The organism is Streptosporangium becharense (genome assembly GCF_014204985.1).
Taxonomy (GTDB): domain Bacteria; phylum Actinomycetota; class Actinomycetes; order Streptosporangiales; family Streptosporangiaceae; genus Streptosporangium; species Streptosporangium becharense.
Window position 1 is genome coordinate 1,560,203 of sequence record NZ_JACHMP010000001.1, and the last position, 14,721, is coordinate 1,574,923.

Annotated in this window: 10 protein-coding genes; 6 read left to right on the top strand and 4 right to left on the bottom strand. The window is 73.4% G+C overall.

Features of this window, described 5'->3' with window-relative positions:
- Positions 1–36 precede the first annotated feature (36 nt).
- Entirely contained in the window at positions 37–1,044 is a 1,008-nt protein-coding gene (locus F4562_RS06670; protein WP_184543780.1) for a chorismate mutase, read from the bottom strand.
- Positions 1,045–1,361: 317 nt separating this feature from the next.
- Between F4562_RS06670 and F4562_RS35680 the strand changes: the two genes are divergently transcribed.
- The 5 genes from F4562_RS35680 (at position 1,362) to F4562_RS34675 (ending at position 9,027) form a co-directional block, all read left to right on the top strand.
- Complete coding sequence (locus F4562_RS35680; RefSeq protein WP_184543779.1) at positions 1,362–3,866, top strand: serine/threonine-protein kinase; 2,505 nt, start codon at positions 1,362–1,364, stop codon at positions 3,864–3,866.
- A 72-nt stretch (positions 3,867–3,938) separates the two neighbouring features.
- Positions 3,939–5,924, top strand: a complete 1,986-nt coding sequence (locus tag F4562_RS06680; protein WP_184854764.1) for a serine/threonine-protein kinase — start codon at positions 3,939–3,941, stop codon at positions 5,922–5,924.
- 97 nt (positions 5,925–6,021) lie between these two features.
- Entirely contained in the window at positions 6,022–6,702 is a 681-nt protein-coding gene (locus F4562_RS06685) for an AzlC family ABC transporter permease (RefSeq protein WP_184543777.1), read from the top strand.
- Positions 6,699–7,010 carry a branched-chain amino acid transport AzlD family protein gene (locus tag F4562_RS06690; protein ID WP_184543776.1) on the top strand — a complete coding sequence of 104 codons (312 nt, stop codon included), beginning with the start codon at positions 6,699–6,701 and terminating at the stop codon, positions 7,008–7,010. The genes F4562_RS06685 and F4562_RS06690 overlap by 4 nt, the downstream gene beginning before the upstream one ends.
- 226 nt (positions 7,011–7,236) lie before the next feature.
- Positions 7,237–9,027 carry a serine/threonine protein kinase gene (locus tag F4562_RS34675; protein ID WP_246473372.1) on the top strand — a complete coding sequence of 597 codons (1,791 nt, stop codon included), beginning with the start codon at positions 7,237–7,239 and terminating at the stop codon, positions 9,025–9,027.
- A gap of 51 nt (positions 9,028–9,078) precedes the next feature.
- On the opposite strand, the gene F4562_RS06700 is transcribed toward F4562_RS34675, so the two are convergent.
- The 3 genes from F4562_RS06700 to F4562_RS06710 are packed head-to-tail and all read right to left on the bottom strand — an operon-like array spanning position 9,079 to position 11,004.
- Positions 9,079–10,008: an RluA family pseudouridine synthase gene (locus F4562_RS06700; RefSeq protein WP_184543774.1), complete on the bottom strand. Its 930-nt coding sequence runs from the start codon at positions 10,006–10,008 to the stop codon at positions 9,079–9,081.
- Positions 10,001–10,633, bottom strand: a complete 633-nt coding sequence (locus F4562_RS06705) for a signal peptidase II (protein WP_311734097.1) — start codon at positions 10,631–10,633, stop codon at positions 10,001–10,003. The genes F4562_RS06700 and F4562_RS06705 overlap by 8 nt, the downstream gene beginning before the upstream one ends.
- Entirely contained in the window at positions 10,597–11,004 is a 408-nt protein-coding gene (locus F4562_RS06710; protein WP_311734117.1) for a TraR/DksA family transcriptional regulator, read from the bottom strand. Before F4562_RS06710 ends, F4562_RS06705 begins: the two co-directional genes overlap by 37 nt.
- A gap of 493 nt (positions 11,005–11,497) precedes the next feature.
- On the opposite strand from F4562_RS06710, the gene ileS reads away from it, so the two are divergent.
- Positions 11,498–14,650, top strand: a complete 3,153-nt coding sequence (gene ileS, locus F4562_RS06715; RefSeq protein ID WP_184543770.1) for an isoleucine--tRNA ligase — start codon at positions 11,498–11,500, stop codon at positions 14,648–14,650.
- Positions 14,651–14,721: the final 71 nt, after the last annotated feature.

The window sequence follows — 14,721 nt, forward strand, 5'->3', positions numbered from 1 at the left end:
CTCTCCGGGGCGGCGGAACCGCCCGGGGAGACGCTCTCAGTCGCGGGCGGCGGCGCGCCGCTCCTCGGCGAGGTGCAGACCGGCCTCGATGACGGCGTTCATGATGGGGGCCAGGCGGGCCTCGCCCAGGGTGGGAGCGCGGCGCGCCATCTCGGCGACCAGGCGGCGCTCGCGCTCCATGTCGCGTCCGGCGAAGCCGCCGACGGGCTTCAGCCGCTGGATGGTGCCGGCCAGCTCGGCCCGGCGCTCCAGGAGGACGGCGAGGGCGGCGTCGACCCGGTCGATCGCGCCGCGGGCGGCCACCACGGACTCGGGGACCTCCCTGCGGGTGACGGCCCCCACGATCCGGACGGCCTCGCGGGCGGCGAGCGTCTCCTCCGCACCGGCGTCCGGGGCCAGCAGCAGCCCGTCGGCACCCGCGGCGACGGCGGCGGCGGCCAGGGCGGGATCGGCGCCGAGATCGGCCAGGACGGGACGGCCGGACCGCTCGCGGGCGGCTCGCATCAGGGCCAGGTCGAGGGTCGTGCCCCCCGGCTCGGTGCGGCTGCCGCTCTCGCACAACATGACCCGGTCGCCGCACCCGGCCGCGCAGCGGTCGGCGACCGCCAGCCACTCCTGGAGCGTCGCGGCCGGGGCACGCCGCAGGAGCACCGGCAGACCGAGCCCCGCGGCGGCACGCACCAGCGCGGGGTCCCGCATCTGAGCGGCGCCGAGCACCACGCCGTCGGCACCCGCCGCGGCCGGCAGATCGGCCGCCGACCGGGGCTCGGCCAGGACCGGCCCCGCCCAGCGGGCACGGACCCTGCCCAGAGCCTCGGCCATCGACTCGGCGGTGGACTCGACCGGCGACCCGGTCGGCGACTGGGCCGGGGGGCCGGTCGGCGGTTCGGCCGGGGACCCGGCGGCGCGGGCCCGCCCGCGATGCTCGGCCGGGCTGACCCAGCGGGCGTCCGCACCGGGACCGCCGATCACCACGGCCGGTCCGGCGCCCACCGTGAGCGTGCCCACCCGTACGGCTCCGCGTTCCGGACGTGCGGTCGACATGTCGGCTCCCGTGGTCGGCCGGCGCGCGTCCCGCGAGCCGGCGGTCGGTCAGAAACAGAAAAGAGGCAGAGACTCCGCGTCTCCGCCTCGTGCCGGCTCCGGCTGGTCGCTAGATCACGCTGTCACGACCGGCCCTCCGGAGCCGGCTCGGTAAACGCGAAACAGCAAGTCATGGGTTCCACCTTAGGTCATGTCCCCGGCACCCGCCACCCACTGGACATCGAGTCTCGACATATGGACAACACGGGTTCGTGCGAGTCGATCACTTTACTTGGCTGTGAGAGGATTCGGGGGTTTAGAAGGAGGTAAGCCGGTTGATGGCCGAAGCACAGCCCGAGGGGCGCCGTATCGCCTCCCGCTACCACCTGCTCGAAGCCATCGGCCGGGGTGGCATGGGCATCGTGTGGCGGGCCCATGACGAGTTCCTGGACCGCGAGGTCGCCATCAAGGAGGTCCGCTACGCGGACATGCTCGGCGAGGCCACCCAGGACGACTTCAACCGGCGCACCAAGCGCGAGGCTCGCGCGGCGGGGCGGCTGACCCACCCGAACGTGGTCGTCGTCCACGACGTGGTCGAGGAGGACGGGCGCCCCTGGATCGTCATGCAGCTGGTGGAGTCCCGCTCGCTCGGCAAGGTCCTGCGGCAGGACGGGCCGCTGCCGCCCCGGCGGGTCGCGGAGATCGGCCTGCAACTGCTGGACGCGCTGCGGGCCGCGCACGCCCAGGGGGTTCTGCACCGCGACGTCAAGCCGGAGAACGTGCTGCTGGCCGACGACGGCCGGGTGGTGCTGACCGACTTCGGCATCGCGACGCTGGAGGCCGAGACCGCGCTGACCATGACCGGCATCGCCGGCACCCCCGCGTTCATCCCGCCGGAGCGGATCAAAGGCGCGAGCGCGCAGCGCGAGTCCGACCTGTGGTCGCTCGGCGCCACCCTGTACGCCGCCGTGGAGGGCAAGCCCCCGCACGACCGCGGCGGGGCCCTGCCGACCATGCACGCCATCCTGAACGACGAGCCCGCACCCCCGGTCCACGCCGGACGGCTGTCCCCGGTCCTGGAGGGGCTGCTCCGCAAGGATCCCGCCGAGCGCCTGACCTACTCCCAGGCCGAACGGCTGCTGCGCAGGGCGATCGAGGAGGAGAGCAAGCCCGAGCGGCCCCGGCCCGCCAGAACCGCCGTCATGCCGGTCGCGGGCCCGGCGGACGAGACCGACCCGGGGGCCCGTTTCCGGTCCGAGGAGGTGCCGGAGACCGGCGCGAAGCTGGGCGGCGTACCCGGCGTACCCGGCGTACCCGCCGCGTCCGGCGGCGCGGACCCGAAGGCCGCCGCACCCGGGGCTCCGGCCCCGAAGACACCCGCCTCCGGTGCCCCCGCCCCGAAGACGCGCGGACCCGCGGCGTCCGGCGGTACGGCTCCGGAGAAGCCCGCCCCCGCGCCGTCGCGCCGCGAGGAGGCGGAGGAGAGCGCGGCCGTGGCGCCTGCCGCCACCGCCCGGGAGGGGAAGAGCGGCGGGAAGGCGGGGAACCCGCCCGCCCCGGCACCGGCCCGCAAGCCCGGCGCGGTCTCCGCCGGCGACGACGCCGAGGCCGACCGGCCCACCACCAAGGCCAGGCCGGTGACCGGCGCGGGCCGACCCGCTCCCACGGCCAAGTTCCCCGCCGCGACGGGCGAACCCCCCGCCGCGGCCGGGTCCACCGCCGCCCGGCCCTCCGCGTCCGCGACCGGCTCTTCCCCGGTGGGCTTCTCCGCGTCCGCCGCCGGGTCCACGGCCGAACCTCCCGCCGCCGGGTCCGCGGCCGGATCCCCCGCCGCCGGGTCCGCGGCCGGATCCCCCGCCGCCGGGTCCGCGGCCAAGGCGGCGGCCGAGGCGGCGAGCCCCACGTCCGCTCCGCCGTCCGGCGGCAAGCCCGCGTCCACCCCGGCGCGGACGAAACCCGCCCCGTCCGCGCGGCCCAACCCCTTCCCTCCGGTGGGACGCACCCCCGTGACACGCGCGCCGGAGCCCGTCCCGGCCGCCCGCACCGAACCCGCTCCCCGTCCGGAGCCGGCGACCTCCTCCTACGACGACTACGGCTCCGGCATCCCCATGGTCACCTCGCGGGAGCCGGAATCCCGGCCGGCCCCGATCAAACGGGGCCTGCTGGTGCTCCTGCCCGCGCTGCTGATCGTCGGTGGCGTCGCCGGGTGGCTCGGCATGCGCAGCAGTGAGATGGAGCGGACCCAGCGGAAACACCCGGCCACGTCGGAGTCGCCGTCCGGTGGGTCGAGCGAGTCCGGGAGCCGGGGCAAGGGGGAGAAGGCGTCCCCGGGAAGCTCGGCCGGCTCCCAGTCGCCCGAGTCGCCGTCCTCGCCGAGCCCCACGAAGTCGAAGCCGAAGTCCGCCCTGCCCGACGGCTGGCACACGCACAAGGACCCCAACGGCTTCTCCATCGGCCTGCCCAAGGGCTGGAAGGTGGACAAGCGGCCCGGTCAGCAGGTCTGGTTCCGCGGGCCGAACCGGTCGAGCTACGTCATGGTCGAGTACACCGAGAACCCCGGCCCCGACCCGAAGCAGGACTGGTACGACCAGGAGCCCGTCGTCCGCGGCTCCTTCTCCGGATACAAGCGGATCCGGATCGAGAAGGCCGACTACATGAAGAAGGCCGCCGACTGGGAGTTCACCTGGAACATGAGCTCGGGCAAGGCCCGCGTGCTCAACCGGGGGTTCGTCACCAAGGGCGGCCGGGGCTACGCGATCTACTGGCACACCCTGGCCAAGGACTGGAAGAAGAACTTCCACTACTTCGAGGGGTTCGCCGCGACGTTCTCCTCGAAGAAGTGAGGGAGGCTCCGCACCGGCTACGATTCGTGGGCCTGTGAGAGGGCCGGGGGAACGACGGAAAGAGCTGCGGGAATGACGGAAAGAAAGGTCGCGGGCCGCTACCGGCTGCTCGAACCCCTCGGTGAGGGGGGCATGGGCGTGGTCTGGCGTGCCCACGACGAGCTCCTCGACCGGGTCGTCGCGGTCAAGGAGGTCCACTACCGGGGAGTGGGTGAGGAGGCTCGCGCCGATCTGAACCGGCGCACGATCCGCGAGGCCCGGACCGCCGGGCGGCTCGACCACCCCTCCGTGGTCGTCGTCCACGACGTGGTCGAGGAGGACGGGCGCCCCTGGATCGTCATGCAGCTGGTCCGGTCCCGGTCGCTGGGCGAGACCGTCCGCTCCGGCGGGCCGCTCCCTCCCGAGCGGGTGGCGGCGATCGGGCTGCGCGTGTTGAGCGCGCTGCGTGCCGCGCACGACGCCGGAGTCCTGCACCGCGACGTCAAACCGGAGAACGTGCTGCTGGCCGACGACGGCCGGGTGGTGCTGACCGACTTCGGCATCGCCTCCATGACGCAGGAGGCGGGCATCACCCGCACCGGCGGCGTGGTCGGCACCCCCGCGTTCCTGCCGCCGGAGCGGCTGCACAACCTGCCCGCCACCCCCGAGTCGGACCTGTGGTCCCTGGGGGCGACGCTGTACGCGGCGCTGGAGGGCCGGCCGCCGTTCGAGCGTGCCACGCCCGCCGCGACCATGATGGCCGTCCTCAACGGCGAGCCGAGCCCGATGTCCCACACCGGCCCGCTGGCCACCGTGATCCTCGGCCTGCTGGCGGGGGATCCGGCCGCGCGGATGACGGCGGAGCAGGCCGAGGCCCTGCTGAGCCAGGCCGAGCGGGGCGGCGGCACCTCCCCCGGGGGGAACACCCCGCACCGCCCGACGCTGCCCCTGCAGCCCGACGCCACGGCCTACGGCTTCCCCACCCCCTACGGCGTGCAACCGCCCTTCGGCGCAGCACCCCCCGGGGAACACCCCACCCACAGCGGACACCAGGGCCACGGCGTACAGCCGCCCTTCGGCGCAGCACCCCCCGGGGAACACCCCACCCACAGCGGACACCAGGGCCACGGCGTACAGCCGCCCTTCGGCGCAGCACCCCCCGGGGAACACCCCACCCACAGCGGACACCAGGGCCACGGCGTACAGCCGCCCTTCGGCGCAGCACCCCCTGAGGAACACCCCACCCACAGCGGACACCAGGGCCAGCAGGGCCACCAGGGCCCTCCGCCGCAACCGCCGTACCCGGCCGCTCCGACCCGGCACGGGTATTCACCGTACGACTCCCAGCCCCCGCGGCCGGAAGTCTGGCCGCAGCAGGCTTCGCACGGCGCCGAGGGCGGGCACGAGCCGGTGAGGCGGTCGCGGGCCGGACGGCCGGTGCTCCTGATCGGGGTGGTCGCACTGGTGGCGGCGGTCGGGGTCGGCGGATGGCTGGCCGTGCGCGGCACGGGCGGCGCGACGGACGACCCGGGCGGCACGCGGACGACCGCTCCGGTCGCCGGCGGCCGGACGGACTCCGCCGAGACTCCCGAGCCGTCTGCGGAGGAGACCCCCGAGGCGACCCCCACCCCCAGCTCGAAGATCCCCGCCGGCTGGAAGGTGCACCGCGACCCGCTGGGCTTCTCCGTCGCGGTGCCCCGCGGCTGGGAGGTCACCTACTCCAAGGGCCGCAACCGGGTGGAGTTCCGGGAGCCGGGGTCCGAGGCCTTCCTGTGGATCGAGTCGACCGAAGACCCCGAGAAGGACCCGCTGCGGCACTGGGAGAAGGTGGAGCAGGCCGGGACGGCCCAGAACGTGTGGCCCGAGTACGAGCGGGTCGGCCTGACCGAGCTGACCTACCAGGGTGTGCCCGCCGCCGACTGGGAGTTCACCTACGTCAAGGACGGCGTCCGCAGGCATGTGCTGGACCGCGGTTTCCGCACCCGCGAGGACAATCCGTACGCGATCTACTGGGAGAGCCCCGATTCGGAGTGGGACTCCTCCTACTTCGACCGGTTCGTCAGGACCTTCCGGCCGTGAGCCGCCGCGGGGTGCGGCCCCGGCCGGATGGACGGCGCGCCTCCACCCGTATGCCGGCCATGACCAGGGTTAACAGACGGACATAAGCTCGTTTCTCATGAAAGAGACCACTCGTTCCTCGGCGATCAGGGACGGACTGGGCGTGGGGATCGCGGTGGGTCTCGCCGGGGTGGCCTTCGGCGCGGCGGCGGTCACCGCCGGGCTGACCGTCATGCAGGCCTGCGTGCTGAGCCTGTTCGCCTTCACCGGCGCCTCCCAGTTCGCGCTGGTCGGCGTCGTCGCGGGCGGCGGCAGCCTGGTCGCGGGCACCGCGGGTGCGATACTGCTGGGGGCTCGCAACGGCCTGTACGGCCTGCGTCTCGCCGATCTGCTCGGCGTACGGGGCTGGGCCAGGCTGCCGGCGGCCCACGGAGTGATCGACGAGACAGCCGCGGTCGCCCTGGCCCAGCCGGACGAGCGGTCGGCCAGGACCGGGTTCTTCGTCACGTTCGCCAGCCTCTATCTCACCTGGAACACCACCACCCTGCTCGGGGCGGTGGGCACCTCGCAGGTCGCCGACCCCGCGGTGTTCGGGCTGGACTCGGTCGGCCCCGCGACGTTCCTGGCCATCCTGTGGCCCCGGCTCACCGGCCGGGGACGGGAGGCCCGGACCTCACGGTTGGTCGCGGGCGGCGGTGCGGCGGTCGCACTGGCCGCGACCCCGTTCACCCCGCCGGGCGTGCCGGTGCTGCTGGCGGCCGTGGCCGCGCTCGCCGTCCTGCTGAGGAGGCCGAAGTGACGATCTGGTGGGCCGTCGCCGCCACGTGCGCCGCGTGTTACATGCTGAAGCTGGCCGGGTTGTCGGCGCCGCGCCGGATCCTCGACCATCCGGGGGTGCAGCGCTTCGCGGCGCTGGTCCCGGTGGCGCTGCTCGCCGCGTTGATCGCGGTGCAGTCCTTCGCGCACGGGCAGGAACTCCACGTCGACTGGCCGCGCACCGCGGGGCTCGGCGCGGCCGTCGTGGCCCTGCTGGCCCGTGCCCCGTTCCTGGTGGTCCTGGCGGTGGCGGCCGTGGTGACCGCCGCGACGCGGTATCTGCTGGGCTGAGCCTCGGCGCACGCCGGGCCTGGCGTCCCCGCGGCGACCGTCATGCCTCGCCCGTAGAAGATCTACCTCACCGATACACGTCCTCCGGTGCCCCGGTGGGGAGCGCCCGGCCCCGCAGGTCAGCGCCGGGCCGGAGCGGAGAGGTGATCACCGGAGGGCGTCCCTCCCCCGGCGGGTCATCCGCCGGGCCCTGATTGTCACCACTTTTCAGGGGTAGTCGAGGCGCATGTCCGATTCTCAGGAGATCATCGGAGGCCGTTACCGCCTGCTGGAGCACATCGGCCGGGGAGGCATGGGAACGGTCTGGCGGGCGCGTGACGAGGTGCTGGGACGGCATGTGGCGGTCAAGGAGGTCATCCCATCCCCTGACCTGACCGGCCCCGAACGCGAGGTCTTCACCCTTCGGACGCTCAGGGAGGCACGCGCCGCCGGACGGATCGGGCACCCGGGGGTGGCCACGGTCTACGACGTGGTCGAGGAGCACGGCCGGCCGTGGATCGTCATGCAGCTGGTCGACTCCCGCACGCTCGGCGCGGTGATCAGACAGGAGGGGCCGCTGCCCCCGGCGCGGGTGGCGCGGATCGGGCTGGAGGTGCTCGGAGCGCTGCTCGCCGCGCACCAGGCGGGCGTGCTCCACCGGGATGTCAAACCGGACAACGTCCTGCTGGCCAGGGACGGCCGGGCCGTACTCACCGACTTCGGCATCGCCATGCTGGAAGGTGACTCCTCGGTCACCAGGACCGGCGCGCTCATCGGCACCCCGGCGTTCATCGCGCCGGAGCGGGCGAACGGCGGGCCGGCGCGGTTCGCCTCCGACCTGTGGTCGCTGGGCGTGACGCTCTACATGGCGGTCGAGGGCCGCTCCCCCTTCGAGCGGGCCCACCCGCTGGCGACGCTCAGCGCCGTCATGCACGAGGAGCCGCCACCGCTCCGGCGTGCCGGAGCGCTCGGCCCGGTGATCTTCGGTCTGCTCCGCAAGGATCCGGCGGAGCGCATGTCCGCGCACGACCTGCAGATTCACCTGGCCTCCCTGGTGAACGGCACCTCGCCGGAGCCGACCATGCCCATCGACCTGTCGGCGCCGGTGCCCGCGCCGGGGGCCGGGGCCGTTCCCGGTCCGGGCGTCTCATCGGCCGCCGCTCCGATGCCGGCGACCGGAGACGTCGCACCCGGGCCCTCGTACGGGCCCGCGTCCGCTTCCCCGCCCATGCCGGCACCTGCCTCCCCGCCCGTACCGGCACCCGCGGCCTCGTCCGGGGCGGCGTCCCTGTCGTCGTCCGGCCCCGCCCCGGAGCCCGCCTCCTCGGCCGGGTCCGGCACGGGTGAGGCCCCTCGCAGGAGGCGGCGGCGTCCGGCGCTGTCCGCGCTGGTGGCGGGAGTGCTCGCCCTCGTCCTGACCTCGGGCGGGGCGGCCTGGGTCGCCGTCAACGGCTCCGAGCAGCCCCCGGCCGGCCCACCGGCCCCGGTGAGCGTGCCCGCCGAGAGCGGTACCCCGGAGAACAGGCCCGAGCAGGCCCGGCTGCCCACGCGGAAGGACTCCGCACCGGCCCGGCCCGAAGGCACCGGGGAGGGGTCCGCCTCCCCCGCTCTCCCGGTTCCCGACCGATCCGGACAGGAGAGTCCCGCTCCCACCCAGAGGCCCTCCGGCGAGCCGTCCGACCGGCCGTCGGACGGGGGCCCGCGCGACGATTCACGCGGTGACAAGGGGGGCGGCCGCTCCGGGAACGACGACTCCCGGAACGACGACTCCGGCGGCTCCGGCGGCTCCGGTGAGGAGTCGGAGCAGGACTCCGGCCGGGACGACTCCGGGAGCACCGGCGAGGACACGGACACCGGGCAGGGTTCCGGCGACGGCTCCGACGAGGGCACCGGTCAGGAGGACGAACTCTCCGGCGAACGGGTGGAGCCCGCCGGCAGCGTGGGCGGCCCCGTCACGAACGGCCAGGGCAGGGGAAAGAGCAAGGGGAAGGGCCACGGCAAGACGAAGGGAAAGAAGGGGAAGGGGAAGGCGAAGTGAGAAGGCGCCGGCCGCCTGCCGGCCCGGCCCGGGGGCTGCGGCCCGCGGGTGTCAGTGGTCGGCCGCGACCAGTTCCAGGGCCAGGGCGAGGTCGTCCGGGTAGTCGGTGGTGAAGGACATCCACTCGCCCGTCGTGGGGTGTTCGAAGGCCAGCGAGACCGCGTGCAGCCACTGGCGGCTCACGCCCAGCCGGGCGGCCAGCGTGGGATCGGCACCGTAGAGCATGTCACCGACGCACGGGTGGCGCAGCGCCGACATGTGGACGCGGATCTGGTGGGTCCGGCCGGTCTCCAGCTTGATGTCCAGCAACGACGCCGACCGGAACGCCTCCACCGTGTCGTAGTGGGTCACCGACTCCTTGCCACCGGCCACCACGGCCCATCGGCCGTCGCCGACGGGGTGCCGGTCGATGGGTGCGTCCACCGTACCGCGGAGGGGGTCGAGATGACCCTGGACGAGCGCGTGGTAGCGCTTGTCGACCGTGCGCTCCTTGAAGGCCCGCTTGAGGTGGGAGTAGGCGTGCTCGCTCTTGGCCACCACCATGGTGCCGGTGGTGTTGGCGTCGAGCCGGTGCACGATGCCCTGGCGCTCGGCCGCGCCGCTGGTGGCCACCCGGTGCCCGGCGCCGAGCAGGCCGCCGATCACGGTGGGACCGGTCCAGCCGGTGGTCGGGTGGGCGGCCACGCCGACCGGTTTGTTGACGACGACGATGTCGTCGTCCTCGTAGACGATCTGCATGCCGGGGACCGGCTCGGCCACCGGCATCGGCGCGCTGGGCGGCGGGGGGAGGAGCACGTCCAGCCAGGCGCCGCCGTGGACCCGGTCGGACTTGGCCGCGGGCGAGCCGTCGACGAGGACGTCACCGGCGACGATCAGCTCGGCGGCGCGGGTGCGGGAGAGCCCGAACAGGCGTGACAGGGCCGCGTCCAGGCGTTCGCCCTCCAGGCCGTCGGGAACCGGGAGACTCCGCCGGTCAGCCATCGTTCTTCTCCTCTCCGTCCTGCCCGCCCTGCTCCATGTCGCGGGTGCCGTCGATCTGGTATCCCCGCCAGGCGAGGAGGACAGCGAGGATACCGCCGCAGACGACCGCCGAGTCGGCCACGTTCCAGATCGGGAAGTGCCCGGGGAAGGTCTCGATGAAGTCGACCACGTGCCCCTGGAACGGCGAGGGCCTGCCGGGGCCGAAGCCCGAGGGCCAGCGGAAGACGCGGTCGGTCAGGTTGCCGAGCGCCCCGCCGAGCAGCAGGCCGAGCGTCACCGCCCAGGGCAGGCTGCGCAGGTTGCGGGCGGTGCGCAGGATCGCCACCACGACCCCCGTCGCGACACACGTGAACACGATCGTCAGGCCCGTACCGAGGCCGAAGGCGGCCCCGGAGTTGAAGATCACCCGGAACTGGAGGAGGTCCGGGATGATCACGAGCGGTTCCCTGCCCTCCAGGGTCCGCAGCACGATCGTCTTCGTCACGAGGTCGAGGACGTAGACGATCGGGAAGACCGTCATGAGCGTGGCGACCCGCCGCCGGGCCAGGGGCGGGGCGGCCGGCGCCGCCCCGTCCGCGGCGTCGCCGGTCAGCGGCGCTCCTCCCGCTGCTTGCAGGTCACGCACAGCGTCGCCCTCGGGAACGCCTGCAGGCGCTCCTTTCCGATCGGCTGATGGCACGATTCGCACACTCCGTAGGTCCCCGCGTCGATCCGGGCGATCGCTCGCTCGTTCTGCGCGACCAGATCGCGCGAGTTCAGGGTAAGGGCGATCTCACGCTCGCGCTCATACGTCCTGGCCCCGGCGTCGGCCTGGTCGTCGCCCGCGCCGTCGGTCACGTCTGCGGACGCGATCTCGGACTCCGCTCTGGCGATCTCCTGGTTGAGCTCCTGGATCTCCTCGGCCAGTCGCGCGCGCACCTCCGCGAGCTCCTCGGCCGACCACGTGACGACGACACCGTTCTGTGACGGCAATACCGCGCTCTCACCAGCGCGCACAGTCGCGGCCATGGCGGCCTCCTCGCTCGATCGGACCGTCTCCGATGCGGTAAACGGTGCGGGCAGCATAGGTCCGCCATAACAGAACGGCAAACGACCCGCCGCATTGTTTACCACTCCCGTAACATCCAGCCCCTTCCCCCTGATTCCCCCCAGCCCTCACCGATATGGGGAAGCTTCCGCAGTGCGGGTGCGTTATCGTGTGGAACCTGCAAAGCGATGATGGGGACAACTACCTCCGCTGCCCCTCGCGGGAGCGACCCGGGGACGGTGCGAGCCCGGGGCGAGGCGCGGAGGGAAAATCACCCCGGAGCCGCCGGAAGAACAGCCCGACGCCCGCCGAGGCGGTCGCGACGGCCCAGTAGACCCGGCCGCAGACCGAAGGAAGAGGGCCTTCCCCGTGAAGGTCAAGGAGGGTGGTACCGCGGGGCCGCGAGGTCTCGTCCCTCCACACCACTGCCCGTTTCAGCGTCGCGTGGAGGTCCCACCCGTTATGTCCGCCTATTTCCGTTCTCTTCCCGCGCAGGTTGACCTGCCCGCACTCGAGCACGAGATGCTCGGCCGGTGGCGGGACGGCAAGATCTTCGAACGCTCGGTGGAGCAGAACTCCGGCGGCCCCAACTGGGTCTTCTACGAAGGACCGCCCACCGCCAACGGCATGCCCGGCGTGCACCACGTCGAGGCCCGCGTCTTCAAGGACGTCTTCCCCCGCTACAAGTCGATGCAGGGCTACAACGTGCCCCGCAAGGCCGGCTGGGACTGCCACGGGCTGCCCGTCGAGGTCGCCGTGGAGAAGGAACTCGGCCTGTCCGGCAAGAAGGACATCGAGGAGTACGGCGTCGCCGAGTTCAACGCCCGGTGCCGCGAGTCGGTGCTGCGGCACGTCGACGCCTTCGAAGAGATGACCGAGCGCATGGGGTACTGGATCGACCTGTCCCAGGCGTACCGGACGATGGACCCGGCGTACGTGGAGTCCGTCTGGTGGTCCCTCAAGGTGATCTTCGACAAGGACCTCCTCTTCCGCGACTTCCGGATCACCCCGTACTGCCCCCGCTGCGGCACCGGCCTGTCCGACCACGAGCTGGGCCAGCCGGGCGGCTACGAGACGGTCTCCAGCCCGTCGGTCTACGTCCGCATGCCCGCCGTCTCCGGCCCGCTCGCCGAGCTCGGCGCGTCGCTGCTGATCTGGACGACCACCCCCTGGACCCTCGTGTCCAACACCGCCGTCGCGGTGCACCCCGACGTGACCTACGTCGCGGCGCGACCGGCCGGCTCCGAGGAGGTGCTGGTGGTCGCCGCGCCGCTGCTGACCGCCGCACTGGGCGAGGACGCCGAGGTGCTGGCCTCCTTCCCCGGCGCCGAACTGGAGCACACCGCCTACCGGCGCCCGTTCGACCTGGTCGACATCCCCGGCGCCCACTACGTGGTGCTCGGCGACTACGTCACCACCGAGGACGGCACCGGCCTGGTCCACCAGGCGCCCGCCTTCGGCGCCGACGACATGACCACCTGCAAGCGGTACGGCCTGCCCGTGGTCAACCCGATCGGTCCCGACGGCCGCTTCCTGGACAGCGTGCCGCAGGTCGGCGGGAAGTTCTTCAAGGACGCCGACGAGGGCCTGACGGCCGACCTGGCCGAGCGCGGCCTGCTGTACCGGGGCAACCACTTCGAGCACAGCTACCCGCACTGCTGGCGCTGCCACACCGCGCTGCTGTACTACGCCCTGCCCGCGTGGTACATCCGCACCACCGCGATCAAGGACGAACTGCTCGCCGAGAACGAGAAGACCGACTGGTACCCCGAGACGATCAAGTGGGGCCGTTTCGGCGAGTGGCTGCGCAACAACGTCGACTGGTCGCTGTCACGCTCCCGGTACTGGGGTACCCCACTGCCGCTGTGGGTCTGCACCGCCGACGAGTCGCACGTGACCTGCGTCGGCTCGCTGGAGGAGCTGAGCCGCCTGTCCGGCCGCGACGTCTCCGGCCTCGACCCGCACCGTCCCTACGTCGACGACGTCACGCTGCCCTGCCCCGCCTGCGGCGCCGAGGCGCGCCGGGTGCCGGACGTGATCGACGCCTGGTACGACTCCGGCTCGATGCCGTTCGCCCAGTGGGGGGCGCCGCACCGCAACGCCGACATGCTCGACGCGGCGTACCCGGCGCAGTTCATCTGCGAGGCCACCGACCAGACCCGCGGCTGGTTCTACTCGCTGATGGCGGTCGGCACGCTGGTGTTCGGCAGGTCGTCGTACGAGAACGTGCTGTGCCTGGGCCTGATCCTGGCCGAGGACGGACGCAAGATGAGCAAGCACCTGGGCAACGTGCTCCAGCCGATCCCGTTGATGGACCAGCACGGCGCCGACGCGCTGCGCTGGTTCATGGCCTGCTCCGGCTCCCCGTGGGCGGCCCGCCGGGTCGGCCACGGCGCCCTGGAGGAGATCGTCCGCAAGGTCCTGCTCACCTACTGGAACACCGCGTCGTTCTTCACCCTGTACGCCAACGCCGAGTCCTGGGACCCGTCCCGGCTCGCCGAGGCCCCCGCTCCCGCGGCGCGCCCGCTGATCGACCGCTGGGCCCTGGCCGAGCTGCACCGTACGGTCAGCGAGGTCACCGCGTCGATGGACGTCTTCGACACCGCCCGGGTCGGGCGGCGGCTGACCGAGTTCCTCGACGACCTGTCCAACTGGTACGTCCGGCGCTCGCGCCGGCGTTTCTGGGCCGGTGACACCGCGGCGTTCGCCACGCTGTACGAGTGCCTGGAGACCGTCACCCGGCTGATGGCACCCGTGGTGCCGTTCACCACCGACCACGTCTGGGACGTCCTCCGTCAGGCCGACGCCCCGGGGTCGGTGCACCTGGCCTCCTGGCCCCGGGCGGACGCCGAACTGCTGGATCCCGCGCTGACGGAGCAGATGGCGCTGGTGCGCCGCCTGGTGGAGCTGGGCCGCTCGGCCCGCGCGGCGAGCGGGGTGAAGACCCGTCAGCCGCTCGGCCGGGCCCTGGTCGGCGCCCCCGGCTGGGCCGGCCTCTCGGCGGAGCTGCGCGAGCTGATCGCCGACGAGCTCAACGTCAAGAACCTGGAGGACCTCTCCGGGATCGGGGCCGACCTGGTGGCGTACACGGTCAAGCCCAACTTCCGGGCGCTGGGCAAGCGGTTCGGCTCGCAGACCAAGCTGGTCGCCGCGGCCGTCACCGCCGCCGACCCCGCGGCACTGGCCGGAGCGCTCCGCTCGGGTTCGCCGGTCACGGTGGACGCGGGCGAGCTGGGCACGGTCGAGCTGGGTGCCGACGACGTGATCGTCACCGAGCAGCCGAGGTCGGGCTGGGCGGTGGAGTCCGGGGCCGGCGAGACCATCGCCCTGGACCTGACCATCACCGACGAGCTGCGCCGCGCCGGCCTGATCCGTGACGTCGTCCGCCTGCTCCAGGACACCCGCAAGTCGACCGGCCTGGCCATCAGCGACCGGATCGACGTCTGGTGGTCCACCGGCGACCCCGAGCTGGCCGAGGCTCTGCGCACCCAGGGCGGCGCCGTGGCCGACGAGGTGCTCGCCGTCTCCTTCACCGAGGGCTCGGCCGACGGCCTGCCCGTCCACCACGACGGCGACCTGGGCCTGACCTTCCAGCTCCGGCGCGTCACGGCCTGACCCCACCGTCCCGCGGCGGCGAACCCCGCCGCGGGCCGGTGGAGGCGGATGTTCCGCCCGGCGGAACGCGA